Origin of the sequence: Marinobacter sp., assembly GCF_041686475.1 — a bacterium.
GTDB lineage: Bacteria > Pseudomonadota > Gammaproteobacteria > Pseudomonadales > Oleiphilaceae > Marinobacter.
Window position 1 is genome coordinate 79,683 of the sequence record NZ_JAWLDU010000002.1, and the last position, 12,491, is coordinate 92,173.

General features: G+C 58.3%; 15 protein-coding genes and 1 pseudogene. 7 read left to right on the forward strand and 9 right to left on the reverse strand.

The window, feature by feature from the left end; translation table 11 throughout:
* Positions 1-4 precede the first annotated feature (4 nt).
* Positions 5-706 carry a VWA domain-containing protein gene (locus tag ACESMB_RS01060; protein WP_372925705.1) on the reverse strand — a complete coding sequence of 234 codons (702 nt, stop codon included), beginning with the start codon at positions 704-706 and terminating at the stop codon, positions 5-7.
* Between the two features lie 62 nt (positions 707-768).
* Between ACESMB_RS01060 and ACESMB_RS01065 the strand changes: the two genes are divergently transcribed.
* Entirely contained in the window at positions 769-1,062 is a 294-nt protein-coding gene (locus ACESMB_RS01065) for a hypothetical protein (RefSeq protein ID WP_372925726.1), read from the forward strand.
* Positions 1,063-1,205: 143 nt separating this feature from the next.
* On the forward strand, positions 1,206-1,478 hold the full coding sequence (locus ACESMB_RS01070; protein ID WP_372970744.1) for an HU family DNA-binding protein: 273 nt from the start codon (positions 1,206-1,208) through the stop codon (positions 1,476-1,478).
* A gap of 40 nt (positions 1,479-1,518) precedes the next feature.
* Here ACESMB_RS01070 and ACESMB_RS01075 read toward each other — a convergent pair.
* The 8 genes and pseudogenes from ACESMB_RS01075 to gshB form a co-directional block, all read right to left on the reverse strand.
* Positions 1,519-2,022: pseudogene (locus ACESMB_RS01075) on the reverse strand (putative solute-binding protein).
* Positions 2,023-2,033: 11 nt separating this feature from the next.
* Positions 2,034-3,305 (reverse strand): dihydroorotase, encoded by a 1,272-nt coding sequence (locus ACESMB_RS01080; protein ID WP_372925702.1) that lies wholly within the window; start codon positions 3,303-3,305, stop codon positions 2,034-2,036.
* Positions 3,302-4,315 (reverse strand): aspartate carbamoyltransferase catalytic subunit, encoded by a 1,014-nt coding sequence (locus ACESMB_RS01085; protein WP_372925701.1) that lies wholly within the window; start codon positions 4,313-4,315, stop codon positions 3,302-3,304. Before ACESMB_RS01085 ends, ACESMB_RS01080 begins: the two co-directional genes overlap by 4 nt.
* A 31-nt stretch (positions 4,316-4,346) precedes the next feature.
* A complete protein-coding gene (gene pyrR / locus ACESMB_RS01090; protein WP_372970745.1) occupies positions 4,347-4,856 on the reverse strand; it encodes a bifunctional pyr operon transcriptional regulator/uracil phosphoribosyltransferase PyrR in 510 nt (169 codons plus the stop codon).
* 32 nt (positions 4,857-4,888) lie between these two features.
* Complete coding sequence (gene ruvX, locus ACESMB_RS01095; RefSeq protein ID WP_372925699.1) at positions 4,889-5,329, reverse strand: Holliday junction resolvase RuvX; 441 nt, start codon at positions 5,327-5,329, stop codon at positions 4,889-4,891.
* Positions 5,322-5,888, reverse strand: a complete 567-nt coding sequence (locus ACESMB_RS01100) for a YqgE/AlgH family protein (protein ID WP_372925698.1) — start codon at positions 5,886-5,888, stop codon at positions 5,322-5,324. The genes ruvX and ACESMB_RS01100 overlap by 8 nt, the downstream gene beginning before the upstream one ends.
* Positions 5,885-6,751 carry an energy transducer TonB gene (locus ACESMB_RS01105; protein ID WP_372970746.1) on the reverse strand — a complete coding sequence of 289 codons (867 nt, stop codon included), beginning with the start codon at positions 6,749-6,751 and terminating at the stop codon, positions 5,885-5,887. Before ACESMB_RS01105 ends, ACESMB_RS01100 begins: the two co-directional genes overlap by 4 nt.
* A gap of 38 nt (positions 6,752-6,789) precedes the next feature.
* Positions 6,790-7,737 carry a glutathione synthase gene (gene gshB, locus ACESMB_RS01110; protein WP_372925696.1) on the reverse strand — a complete coding sequence of 316 codons (948 nt, stop codon included), beginning with the start codon at positions 7,735-7,737 and terminating at the stop codon, positions 6,790-6,792.
* 302 nt (positions 7,738-8,039) lie between these two features.
* Here gshB and pilG point away from each other — a divergent pair, with 302 nt between their 5' ends.
* The 5 genes from pilG to ACESMB_RS01135 all read left to right on the forward strand — a co-directional run bounded on the left by pilG (position 8,040) and on the right by ACESMB_RS01135 (position 12,486).
* On the forward strand, positions 8,040-8,432 hold the full coding sequence (pilG, locus tag ACESMB_RS01115; RefSeq protein WP_372925695.1) for a twitching motility response regulator PilG: 393 nt from the start codon (positions 8,040-8,042) through the stop codon (positions 8,430-8,432).
* 31 nt (positions 8,433-8,463) lie between these two features.
* Positions 8,464-8,826 (forward strand): twitching motility response regulator PilH, encoded by a 363-nt coding sequence (pilH, locus tag ACESMB_RS01120; RefSeq protein ID WP_011787171.1) that lies wholly within the window; start codon positions 8,464-8,466, stop codon positions 8,824-8,826.
* Between the two features lie 20 nt (positions 8,827-8,846).
* Complete coding sequence (locus ACESMB_RS01125) at positions 8,847-9,392, forward strand: chemotaxis protein CheW (RefSeq protein WP_372925694.1); 546 nt, start codon at positions 8,847-8,849, stop codon at positions 9,390-9,392.
* A gap of 91 nt (positions 9,393-9,483) precedes the next feature.
* Positions 9,484-11,559 (forward strand): methyl-accepting chemotaxis protein, encoded by a 2,076-nt coding sequence (locus ACESMB_RS01130; protein WP_372970747.1) that lies wholly within the window; start codon positions 9,484-9,486, stop codon positions 11,557-11,559.
* Between the two features lie 27 nt (positions 11,560-11,586).
* Entirely contained in the window at positions 11,587-12,486 is a 900-nt protein-coding gene (locus ACESMB_RS01135; RefSeq protein WP_372925692.1) for a CheR family methyltransferase, read from the forward strand.
* Positions 12,487-12,491: the final 5 nt, after the last annotated feature.

Below are 12,491 nucleotides of genomic sequence, written 5' to 3' on the forward strand. Positions count from 1 at the left end.
AGCGCTACCTGATCTGTTGGGTCAACCGTTTTACTTCCGGAGAGCTGCGGCTGGAATAATCCTGCAATGCCTTGGCGCCCCCGGATGCATAGACCGCAACGGCGCCCATAAGATCCTTCAACACTTGCGGACTGTTACGATCAAACGGCGCATAGGCACCACCCGAGAGTTTGCTCACCTGCTGGAAAACCGCCCGGGCATGGGCATCACTGCCTTCATGGAACATGAACACCGGGGTTCTGAGCATGCCCAGTTCGCCGGCAGTGTGGCAGAGTTCGTCGATTGGCTCTTCACAGCAGTCACCGATGAAAACCACCGCCTTGACCGGTTGTGCCCGGGTTTCCTTGACCGCGTGGGCCAGAACCCTACTGATCTGGGTTCGTCCGCCGAGGCAGGAAACACCATTCATCAGCTTCAGCAGTTGCTCAGTGGCGCTGACAAATGCGGTGGATCTGAATTCGCGAAAACCCCGATAGTAACAGAGCTGTATTGCCAGGCCACCGAGGTCACGGGTAGCCATAAAAAGCTCACTCTGCAGGTCACAGGCCTGATCCCAGGTGGCTTCCCGGCTGGCGGTAGCGTCCAGGGCAAAAATCAGCCGGCCCTGCCCGCCCCCTTTCTGCGGCATCGTGCGAACCTGATTGATGAACTGGTCTATCGACTGCTTGTCAGACCGGATACTGACAGGTTTGTCGTTCTTTGGCATAGGCGTGAAGACCCCCGAATAATCGGTTTCTTCTATAGTGGCTTTGCGAAGACCGTATAGCAATGGCAGGATATCCGATCACCAGTATCACCACCATCAGCAACATGGCGGACCAGGCACTGTCGAAGGCCTGGGGAAAGGCTTCCATGAGGTGGGAACGTTCGATCACGCCGCCGATGCTCACGGACAGGCCCAGTAATAACAAAAGTGCACCGATTTCAGCGGTTGTTATTGTTGGGCGCTGCGACAGCAATCCAGCGGGGCGCTGGAGGAGCATCAGGCCGGGCGGCGAGCGCCGCCTGTTACAGTTTGTAACCGAAAACGACATTATCGCTGACAACTCCCTGTTTTTATGAGACTCCGCCCGCAAATGAGACCGGAGATTGAAATGTATTCGAATTGCCGGTTTGCACAATGAGTCGCAAACCGCTATAGATTTGGTCAGCCGGCGGTTACGCAGCCACCGGCAGCAACCAAAAACGACAACAAGGAGTACCCAATGCGCAAACCTGAACTTGCCGCCGCTGTTGCAGACCACACCGGATTGACCCGGGACAAGGCCAGCGAAGTGATCACCGCTTTCACCGACCAGATCTCAGCCGCCGCTGCCCGGGGCGAAGTTACCACACTGATCGGTTTCGGTGCCTTCAACATCCGCAACCGCGAGGCTCGCGATGGTCGCAATCCACAAACCGGCGCAACCATCCGGATACCCGCCAGCAAGACTGTCGGCTTCAAGGCAGGCAAGGCGCTGAAAGACGCAATCCGTTAAGGCTTGATCGGGGCCCGCGCGGCCCCCGACCATCACAGGTTCAGGACGCACATTCCGAACGGGAATCATCCACCCGGCAGCGAATTGCCTTCATAAGGCTGATGGCGCGCTCGTCATACACACCATCCGGGATCACTCCCTTGTAGAGATCCAGGGTGGCAATCCGTTTACCCTGCAGTTTTTCCACCGAGTCGATGGCCCGGTCACGGGTATGGAGATATACCGACCCACCGGGGAACACGCCGGCCACTTCGTAGTCGCCGTCAATCAGGAACGGGCGTGCCTTTTCCAGGCTGCGTGTGTTGTACAGCAGCCGCATCTCCTCTTAACCGGGTACGGCACCCATTGCCTCCAGGGTACCGTTGAACCTGTTGAATTTGCGGGCACGGGTTCCGGTTAGCAGCACTGCGTCACACTGGCCGGCCTTGAAGTCTTCGGCGGCAACTTTCTCGTCGCTATAGGCGCGGAGTTTCAGCTTGATGCCTTCCTTCAGGGCAACGGGCTCGACAGAGGTTTCGCAACCCCTGCCAAATTTTGCCGACATGGTGGTGAGGGCTACAGGTTATTACGCGGCCAGGCTTGTTGCCCTTGGCACAGGGTAAGACGAACCATGCCCGGGATTGGCTTGCCCGGCAGGGGTACGTGGCGCCCCGCAGAACAGAGATTACTACCGTCCGGTTTCCAGCTGGCGGTGGGGTCGAACACACACAGGTCAGCAACCGCACCTTCACGCAGTTCAGAGCAACGGCCTAAAACGGAAGCCGGCCCGGTAGTAAGCGCCCGGATCAGGCCAGCCCTGTCGAGCTCGCCCCGCTCCACAAGCAACAGGCCCATGGAAAGGGTGCTTTCAATGGTGGACAGTCCCGGTTCTGTGGCCGCCATTGGCGCCTGTTTGGCGGCAGAGTCATGGGGCTGATGCTGACTGGTAATGGCTTCAATCACACCGTCGCGGACACCAGCCAGCAGAGCCAGCCGGTCTGTCTCGGAGCGCAGTGGTGGCCGCACATGGAAGCGGCTGTCGAAGCCGGATAATGCATCTTCGGTAAACATCAGCTGGTGCATGGCCACATCGGCCGTCACTGCAATACCCCGCTTGCGGGCATCGGCCAGCATCTCCACACTGCGGGCACAGGACAACTGGCTCAGGTGCAGGCGAACCCCGGTTTCTTCAGCCAGCAGCAGCATTTCCATCACCGCGGCAGTTTCCGCCACTTCCGGAATGCCCAGTAGTCCGAGCCTTGAAGCCACCAGACCGTCGTGGGCGTATCCATCGGCGGCAAGCGCCTGGTTCTCCGGGCTGAACATAACCGTCAGGCCGAAGGTCCGGGCGTAAGCCATACAACGGCGCAACACCCGCGCATTCCTGACCGGACGGGCGCCATTACCCAGAGCAACACAACCAGCACCGGCAAGCCCGGCCATGTCGCTGAGCAGATCGCCTTTCAGGCCACGGGTAATGGCGCCAATGGGCAGTATCCGCACGGCCGAGCGTTTGGCAGCCACGTCCATTATCAGGTTGGTGACCGCGCCGGAATCGTTCACTGGCGACGTGTCCGGAGACGCACACAGAGTGGTGAATCCGCCGTGGGCGGCGGCCAGGCTCTCCGAGGCAATATTGCCTTTCTGGCCATTGCCCGGCTCCCGCAGGTTGCAGCAAAGGTCTACAAAGCCGGGCGCCAGTAAGCAGCCTGCCGCATCAAACTCATTATCCGCAGACTCTCGTGCTGCTGTATCACCCAGTGCCGCTATGTAGCCATCCCGGACCAGTACCGTGGTCTCAGCATCGGTACTGGCGAAGCGGCCACCGGTAATTTTCAGACTGCTCATCCCTGTGCCCTCCCTGCCTGCTTGCGATTACGCTCTGCCATCTGGCCACCCATGGCCATGGACATGACTGCCATGCGAATGGCGATGCCGTTGGTCACCTGGTTCAGGATTACCGACTGCGGCCCGTCTGCTACCGCAGACTCAATTTCCACACCGCGGTTGATAGGGCCGGGGTGCATTACGATACACTCGGGATGGGCCAGGGCCAGCTTCTCCTGACTGAGGCCATAGAGGCGGTAGAACTCTCTCTCGCTGGGCAGTAACGCCCCTTCCATACGTTCTTTTTGCAAGCGCAGCATGATCACCACATCCAGGTCTTTCATGCCCCGCTTCATGTCGTATTCCACGGTGCAACCCAGGCTCTCCACATCCCTTGGCAGCAGGGTGGCGGGCGCAATCACCCTTACTTCTGCGGCACCCAGTTCGTTCAGGGCACGGATCTGGGAACGGGCAACGCGTGAGTGCAGTACATCACCAACGATGGCGACTTTCAGGCCCTCAAAACGGCCCTTGTGCTGACGGATGGTGAGCATGTCCAGCATGGCCTGGGTGGGGTGTGCATGGCGGCCGTCGCCAGCGTTGATGATGGCTACACCCGGAGTCACGCTTTCAGCAATAAAGTGGGGGGCACCGCTCTGTGAATGGCGCACCACAAACATGTCGCTAGCCATGGCCTCGAGGTTGAGAAGTGTGTCAGACAGGGACTCACCCTTGGAGGTGGCGGAGGTGTTGATGTCCAGGTTGAGCACGTCCGCAGACAGGCGCTTGGCAGCCAGCTCGAAGGTGCTGCGGGTGCGGGTGCTAGACTCGAAGAACAGGTTAACAACGGTACGACCCCTCAGTAACGGCACCTTTTTGATACTGCGTTCACCCACTTCAATAAAAGAGTCTGCCGTGTCCAGGATTTCGGTCAGCAGCGCCCGGTTCAGCCCGTCCAGTGTCAGGAAATGGCGTAGCTGTCCGTCTGCAGTAAGCTGCAGGGATGTCGAGGAAGGGTCGTTTGCGGTCATGTGTCGCCTGTTGATGTTATGCGTTCGCTGATTACTTGCCCGTTTCCTGTAGTTCTATGAGCAATGGGTCGGGGCCGCGCAATTTGACGCGCTGGTGAGACTCCAGGGCCAGCACCCGGCCGGTTACGTCCGGCTGCACCGGTAGCTCCCGTGCCCCCAGGTCCACCAGTGTGGCAAGGATGATGCTGGCCGGCCGGCCGTAATCGAAGATTTCATTCATGGCCGCCCGGATCGTGCGGCCACTCATGATCACGTCGTCAATAAGGATGATGTCCCGGTCTTCGGTGCTGAACGGCAGGCTGGAGGGTTTTACTTTCGGGTTCAGGCCGATGCGGCTGAAATCATCCCGGTAAAAAGAGATGTCCAGTTCACCCCACGGCTCCTTCAGGGCCAGGCGCTTGCTCATGACATCCGCCAGCCAGACACCACCAGTACGAATACCGATCAGTACCGGAGCTGTCACGCCCCGCTCTTCCAGCTTCTTACGCAGGCCCGCTTCCAGATCCTCCAGCAGCCGGTCAATATCAAGCAATGCAGTCATTTCAGTCCTCTCATACAGCAGCCTGAGCCTGCTCAGGCAAAACGGGATTCCTGCTGATGAAACCAGGTTTCCAGAATCAGTACGGCGGCTCGATCATCCACGCCGTCGCGGCCGAAATCACGGCTGCCCCCGGCCGCCATGACGTCGCCTTTGGCTTCGAAACTGGTCAGCCGTTCGTCAACCATTTCAACCTCTACGTGAAAACGGCCGTGTAGCCTTTTACCGAATTTGCGGGCGCGGGCACACATGTCATTCTCGGTGTCGTCCATGTTCAGGGGCAGGCCCACCAGCACCCGGTCCGGCTTCCACTCCTCCAGCAGGCTACCGATGTAATCCCAGTCAGGCACGCCATCCCGGGCCGGTATCATGGCCAGGGGTTTACCGGTACCCAGCAGTTCCTGGCCACTGGCAACGCCAATCCGGCGGGTGCCAAAATCAAAGGCCATCACCCGGCGGTTTCCGGCTTCAGGCATGGCCGACAGACTCGCTGAGCTGGTTGAGGTCAATGCCGATGAGTTTCAACACGGCCTGGTAACGGTCTTCCCAGGATGTGCGGAACAGGATGTCGGAGGTGGCGGGGCAGGTCAGCCAGGCGTTGCTTGCCAGCTCGTCTTCCAGCTGCCCTTCACTCCAGCCAGCGTAGCCCAGGCACACCAGGTAGTTTTCCGGCCCTTTCCCGGCACCAATGTCAGAAAGCACGTCCCGGGAAGTGGTCAGCAGCACGTCATCGGCCACCTGCGCGGTATTCTGCCAGCCTGCATCCGGCGAGTGCAGAACAAAGCCACGCTCTGGTTGCACCGGGCCACCACCGTATACCGGCACGTCCAGCTCGCCACCTTCCATGTCCAGCTGCTCGAGAATTTCCCCCAGATGAATGTCCAGGGGATGATTCACCGTCAGCCCCAGAGCGCCCTCATCCGAGTGCTCGCACAGGTAGATCACCGCGCCGTGGAAACGCGGATCCTGCAAATAGGGAGACGCCACCAGAAACTGGTGCCGCAGGCTGTGTGGAGAGTGCCTTGATGCTGTCATCCTGATGTCAGCCCCCGTCGTTCAAATACCCAGGTACGGATAATTTCCAGTTCATCGACGTTCTCGCGCATATCATCCGGGAAAGGTGCAAATGGCGCCGCCATTCTCACGATGCGAACAGCGGCATCGTCAAGCACGGTGCTGCCGGATGACTCGAGTATAGCCAGTTCCTTGATGGAGCCATCTTTCTTTAAAGAAACCAGCATGCGCAGGGTGCCATGAATGCCCTGCTGTCGTGCTTCTTTAGGGTAATTGATGTTGCCCACCCGGGTCACCTTGCCGACCCAATTCTGCACGTACCAGGCGTTCGTTGATTTCAGGGTCGAGGCCGCCGTTACCCGCATCACACGGGGCTTCTTCGCGTAGGCCTGTTGTTGCTGGTCAAACCTGGCCTCCAGGCTGGCGATTTCCAGGCTGCGCTCCATCAGGCTTTTCTTTTCCTTCACCGGCAACGGCTCTTCTGCTTCCGGTTCCGCGGTATCCGGCTCAGACACCTGGCGCTCACTGCGCGCCTCGGTCTGCACCAAGGGTTGCTCCTGCCGTTGCACCGGCTCAACCTGTGAGGGTGGTTCTGGCTGTACTTCGGCAATTTCCTGCTGGCTGATATCCGTGGGTTGCGGCGAGGTCATTTCCACGGGTGCTTCCTCGGTGCCGCTGCCTTTCTGGCTGGTCTGGGCGAGAAAATCGGCCTCGTCCGGATCGGTCTCGTCGTCGAACTGCGACAGGGTGATTTCCATGGTCTGGGCGGAGGAGCGGGGAGGCTCGGGCGCGAAGGTAATGCCCAGCACCACTATGGCATGGAGCGCCAGCGCCATGAAAAGCGTAAAAGAAAACCGATCGAAATCGCTGACCTGCACTGCCATTCCTGAACTTTACCTCGGTTAAGTCCGACAACGGACCATTATTTCAGACGACGCTCGATGGCATCCATCAATTGACTGGAAATATCGATTCCGTATGCGGCATCAAGTTCCCGGATGCAGGTGGGACTGGTTACGTTGATCTCGGTCAGGTAATCGCCAATCACATCGATACCGACAAAAATGAGTCCTTTTTCCTTTATTACCGGGGCCACGCGATCACAGATTTCACGATCACGGGTGGTCAGCTCACGGCCTTCGCCCCGGCCACCTGCAGCCAGATTACCGCGATTCTCGCCATGGGAAGGAATGCGCGCAAGTGAATACGGAACCGGCTCGCCATCAATCAGCAGAATGCGCTTGTCACCCTGTTTGATTTCAGGAATGTATTTCTGTGCCATGGCCTGATGGGCGCCATGGTTGGTCAGGGTTTCAATAATGACCCCAAGATTGTCGTCGTTCTCTTTCACACGAAAGATGGAGCGCCCACCCATGCCGTCCACCGGCTTCATGATGACGTCACCGTGTTCCGCGTAGAACTCCTTCAACCGACGCGCAGAGCGGGTCACGATCAGCGGCGGTGTACAGTCTTCAAACTGGGCGGCAAACAGCTTTTCGTTACAGTCCCGCAACGTCGAGGCCGGGTTGACCACCAGGGCGCCCTGCTGTTCCGCGATCTCCAGTATAAAGGTAGCCATCAGGAACTCGCGGTCCACCGGTGGGTCCTGACGCATAAGAATAACGTCCAGATCCCCCAGCGCCCGCTCCTGTGAGCCGCCGAAGCTGAACCAGTCTTGCGGATCCAGATGCACGGTCAGGTCGCGGGTCCGTGCTCTGGCCTGCCCACCCTTCAGATAGAGGTCCGGCAACTCCATGTACTCGATCTCCCAGCCCCGCTTCTGCGCGGCCAGCAGCATCGCCAGTGAGCTGTCTTTCTTGAAATGGATCTTCTCTATAGGGTCCATCACAATTCCGAGTCGGACTGTCATAATGCCTCGTCAGGTAAAAGGTTGAAAACACGAACCGGTCTGCAGAGCGGCGTCAGGAATAAGTGCTATGCTGTGACCACAAACGGTGATGGTATTGTACCCGAGCCGCGAATGCATCCGGAGAAATCCCGTATCAAATTCGTGACTTTCCGGGCAGAAGTACATTTGGTCACAAAGTTATACTTTTTATCCGGCCACCAATACTCTATAAATGAGCGGGATTTATAGAAGAACGTTAACGTTTGTGTTAAAAACCCCGGTTGAAAAATAACGACAGTCGCAGAGCGCAAGGCAGTTGGACAATGGATGACAACTTCGTGAATCTGAAGATTATGGTGATCGACGACAGTAAGACCATTCGTCGCACCGCTGAAACCCTTCTTAAGAAAGTCGGTTGCGAAGTAATCACCGCAACAGACGGCTTTGACGCTCTGGCGAAAATTGCCGATTCCCAGCCCAATATCATTTTCGTGGACATCATGATGCCCCGGCTGGACGGCTATCAGACCTGCGCACTCATCAAGAACAATTCCTCTTTCAAAAAGACGCCGGTTATCATGCTCTCCAGTAAAGATGGACTGTTCGACAAGGCCAAAGGCCGAATTGTTGGATCAGACCAGTACCTGACCAAACCGTTCAGCAAGGACGAGCTTCTTAACACCATACGCCAGTACGTTCCCCAGGCGGAACAGTAAACCTGCTGAAGCAAGAACTATTGAGGACACCATGGCCCGCATTCTGATTGTTGACGATTCTCCGACCGAGGTTAAGAAAATCTCGACCATCCTTGAAAAGCACAAACACGAAGTACTGACCGCTGACAACGGTGCTGACGGCGTCGCCAAGGCCCGTGCCGAAACTCCGGACCTGGTCCTGATGGACGTTGTCATGCCTGGCCTGAATGGCTTCCAGGCAACCCGCCAGTTGACCCGCGCCCCGGAAACCGCATCGATACCGGTTGTTATCGTGACCACCAAGGATCAGGAAACAGACCGGGTATGGGGTACTCGTCAGGGTGCCAAGGGCTACCTTGTAAAACCCGTCAACGAAGACGATCTGATCAAAACAATCAACAGCCTGATTGCCTGATCCCCAACCGTGGAGTAAGCATGTCCGCCCAGGCCGCCCCCTTTGCAGTTCTGACGGATATCGCCCGACGCAGTCGCACCATGGCTGCCGGCCTGCCGGAACAACAGGAAGCCGTCGAACTCTGGAACGGGATCGGCTTTGTTCTGGCTGGCGAGCGCTACGTTGCGCCCATGGGTGAAGTCACTGAAATCCTCCATGTCCCCCGCTATACCCACATACCGGGGGTTCATCAGTTCATGATGGGTGCCGCCAACGTGCGGGGCCGCCTCCTGCCACTGGTCGACCTGGCCGGTTTCTTTGATATCCCCCGCTCTTCCCGCAGCCAGCGAGAGCGCCGGGTACTGGTTGTGGAACAGGGTGACGTGTTCAGTGGCCTGGTCGTCGACAGTGTTTCAGGCATGCAGTATTTCGCAGCGGACAGCTTTGTGGCATCGCCACAGGATGTGCCTGCAAACGTTCAGCCGTTTGTAAATGGCGGTTACGAGCGTAACGAGGAAGTCTGGAAAGTGTTTTCTGCCGCCGAGCTTCTTGGTGACGAACGCTTCCTGGATGTAGCGCAATGGTAAGGGCGGTGACAACGGCAGGAACTCCTTCCCGCCTGCCCAACGCCCGCAGAAACAAACTTGCCAATATTACGAAGAGGCCGGGAGCCAGAAAATGAAAAATAGAGCCGGAAGACTCAGTATGGGACAGGGGGGCAACAAGCTGGTTGCCGGCCTGATCGCCGCACTGATCGCATTGACCGTCCTGCTCGTTGCAGTGCTGTTCATAATCAACAAGGACAGCCAAAACGACCAGGCATACATCGCCCACGCCTCGGAGCTGCGGGTACTGTCACAGGAAATTGCAAAAAACGCGACGGAAGCAGCAGGCGGCACAGCCTCGGCCTTCGACGCTCTGCGACGTTCCCGTGACGAATTCGAGCGCCTCTGGGGTTATGTGGTTGATGGCAACCCCGACACCGGCCTGCCCCCAAGCCAGATGGCCCAGGACAGCGATGTCCAGGCAACCTGGAACGAAGTACGGGACAACGCAGACAGCATCCTCTCCACCCAGGATGCCGTACTCGGCCTCCACGAAGTTGCCCGCACCCTGAACGAAACCATTCCGCAGCTGCAGGTGGAATACGACGACATCGTCCAGATCCTGCTTGATAACGACGCGCCTGCCGAGCAGATCGCCCTGGCCCAGCGCCAGTCACTGCTGGCAGAGCGGATCGTACGGTCGGTCAACAACGTACTGTCTGGTGATGAAGACGCCGTTATTGCCGCGGACCGTTTCGGCCGTGATGCCAGCCTGTTTGGCCGTGTCCTTGACGGCCAGGTGAACGGCAACCCGGCCATGGGCATCTCGCAGGTTAACGACGAGGATGCCATCTACGGCCTTGAGGTTGTTGGCGAACTGTTTGAATTCGTATCCCAGAACGTAGACGCAATCCTTGAAGCCTCTCCCGACCTCTTCAAGGTGCGTACTGCCGCCAGCGACATCTTCTCTAACTCCCAGGTGCTGCTGGACGAGATTTCGGTACTTGCCGAAGGATTTACCGGGCAGGCCGGCTCCCGCCTCATCAGCCCGACCCTCGCCTTTATCATTCTGGCGGCCATGGTAGGTATCGTTGTGATGATCGGTGTGGTTCTCTACCGCGAAGCCCAGGAGCGTCTGGCGACGACCCAGGAGCAGAACGAACAGAACCAGAACGCGATCCTGCGACTGCTGGACGAACTGGCTGACCTGGCGGATGGTGACCTGACCACCGAGGCCACGGTAACCGAGGACTTCACCGGTGCCATCGCCGACTCCATCAACTACGCGATCGACCAGATGCGCGGGCTGGTACAGGCGATTCGTGGCACAGCGGTACGGGTAGCGTCAGCCGCCCAGGAAACCCAGGCCACGGCCATGCACCTGGCCGATGCGTCAGAACACCAGGCCCAGGAAATTGCCGGCGCCTCTGCCGCGGTCAACGAGATGGCCGTTTCCATCGACCAGGTATCTTCCAACGCTGCGGAATCCTCCGCGGTTGCCGAGCGGTCGGTTGCGATCGCGAAGAAAGGCGCGGAAGTGGTACAGAACACCATCCGCGGCATGGACAACATCCGTGAGCAGATCCAGGAGACCTCCAAACGGATCAAGCGTCTGGGTGAATCTTCCCAGGAGATCGGTGACATCGTATCGCTGATCAACGACATCGCCGACCAGACCAACATCCTGTCCCTGAACGCAGCGATCCAGGCCTCCATGGCCGGTGACGCGGGCCGGGGCTTCGCGGTCGTTGCGGACGAAGTTCAGCGCCTGGCGGAACGTTCCTCTGCGGCCACAAAGCAGATTGAAGCTCTGGTCAAGACGATCCAGTCGGACACCAACGAAGCGGTTATCTCCATGGAGCACACCACCGCCGAGGTGGTCCGTGGTGCACGCCTGGCACAGGACGCGGGTATTGCGCTCGAGGAAATCGAGAACGTATCCATGTCCCTGGCGGAACTGATCCAGAACATTTCCAACGCCGCACGCCAGCAGTCGTCGTCGGCGGCACACATTTCCAACACCATGAACGTTATCCAGGAAATCACCTCGCAGACCTCTTCCGGTACCAACGCGACTGCGAAGTCCATCGGTAACCTGGCAGAGATGGCGTCTGAACTGCGGTCTTCTGTTGCGGGCTTCACACTGCCCGAGGAAGAGTCGGCCGAACAGGAAGAAGAGGAAGACAGCGACGTTCCGGTGGTGAGCTGATTATCGCTCCGAGGCTGCTGACAGTTTATGGCTGAAACACGCACCCATCTGTCACCTGCCGACGGCATCTGGTCACTGCGCCGACTTCCGGATATGAATGAGGCGCAGTTCAGCCAATGGCAGACACTGCTTGAGCACCGTACCGGCATCACCCTGTCTTCCGGCCGCAAATCGTTTCTCGAAACCAATCTCGGGATCCGCATGCGGGAAATCGGATGCAGCAGTTACCAGGCCTACTACGAGCAGATCGTATCCGGCCCGGATGCCATTATGGAATGGTCCACCCTGGTGGACCGCCTGACAGTGCAGGAAACCCGGTTTTTCCGGGACCCGGATGCCTTTCAGCTGGTGTCTGACTATGTGCTTACCCGGCCCCGCGAGGCGCTGAAAAAGCGCCCCCTGGAAGCCTGGAGTGTGGGTTGCTCCACCGGCGAGGAGCCCTACACGCTGGCAATGGTGCTGAATGAGTGCATGGAAGGGCTGTCGCTACAGCCACTGTTCGGGGTGACCGGCTCCGATATCAGCAAACCCGTCATCGACAAGGCCCAGTCCGGCCTTTTCAGTGCGCGCAAGCTGATAGGAATGGATGAAACCATGAAGGCCCGGTATTTCCGGTCAGCAGAGCGGAACAACGTTGAGATTGTAAAAAGCATCCGGGAGCGGGTGTGTTTCACACGGCTGAATGTGCTGGACCTGAAACATGCTCCCATGCACGGAATGAACATTATCTTCTGCCAGAATCTGCTGATTTATTTCCGGCGCTGGCGCCGGCGGGAAATCGTAAAACGGCTTGCAGAGCGGCTGGCGCCCGGGGGGTTGCTGGTCATGGGCCAGGGAGAGCTGACCGACTGGCAGCCCCCTGGCTTACAGAGGGTACCCTCGGAACATGTGCTGGCGTGGATCAAACGCCAGCCTGACGAAGAATAACCGGA

Bases quoted from the DNA above. Each gene is read 5' to 3' on its own strand.
- ACESMB_RS01060 (WP_372925705.1), bottom strand. From the start codon at position 706: ATGCCAAAGAACGACAAACCTGTCAGTATCCGGTCTGACAAGCAGTCG.
- ACESMB_RS01065 (WP_372925726.1), top strand. From the start codon at position 769: ATGGCAGGATATCCGATCACCAGTATCACCACCATCAGCAACATGGCG.
- ACESMB_RS01070 (WP_372970744.1), top strand. From the start codon at position 1,206: ATGCGCAAACCTGAACTTGCCGCCGCTGTTGCAGACCACACCGGATTG.
- ACESMB_RS01080 (WP_372925702.1), bottom strand. From the start codon at position 3,305: ATGAGCAGTCTGAAAATTACCGGTGGCCGCTTCGCCAGTACCGATGCT.
- ACESMB_RS01085 (WP_372925701.1), bottom strand. From the start codon at position 4,315: ATGACCGCAAACGACCCTTCCTCGACATCCCTGCAGCTTACTGCAGAC.
- pyrR (WP_372970745.1), bottom strand. From the start codon at position 4,856: ATGACTGCATTGCTTGATATTGACCGGCTGCTGGAGGATCTGGAAGCG.
- ruvX (WP_372925699.1), bottom strand. From the start codon at position 5,329: ATGCCTGAAGCCGGAAACCGCCGGGTGATGGCCTTTGATTTTGGCACC.
- ACESMB_RS01100 (WP_372925698.1), bottom strand. From the start codon at position 5,888: ATGACAGCATCAAGGCACTCTCCACACAGCCTGCGGCACCAGTTTCTG.
- ACESMB_RS01105 (WP_372970746.1), bottom strand. From the start codon at position 6,751: ATGGCAGTGCAGGTCAGCGATTTCGATCGGTTTTCTTTTACGCTTTTC.
- gshB (WP_372925696.1), bottom strand. From the start codon at position 7,737: ATGACAGTCCGACTCGGAATTGTGATGGACCCTATAGAGAAGATCCAT.
- pilG (WP_372925695.1), top strand. From the start codon at position 8,040: ATGGATGACAACTTCGTGAATCTGAAGATTATGGTGATCGACGACAGT.
- pilH (WP_011787171.1), top strand. From the start codon at position 8,464: ATGGCCCGCATTCTGATTGTTGACGATTCTCCGACCGAGGTTAAGAAA.
- ACESMB_RS01125 (WP_372925694.1), top strand. From the start codon at position 8,847: ATGTCCGCCCAGGCCGCCCCCTTTGCAGTTCTGACGGATATCGCCCGA.
- ACESMB_RS01130 (WP_372970747.1), top strand. From the start codon at position 9,484: ATGAAAAATAGAGCCGGAAGACTCAGTATGGGACAGGGGGGCAACAAG.
- ACESMB_RS01135 (WP_372925692.1), top strand. From the start codon at position 11,587: ATGGCTGAAACACGCACCCATCTGTCACCTGCCGACGGCATCTGGTCA.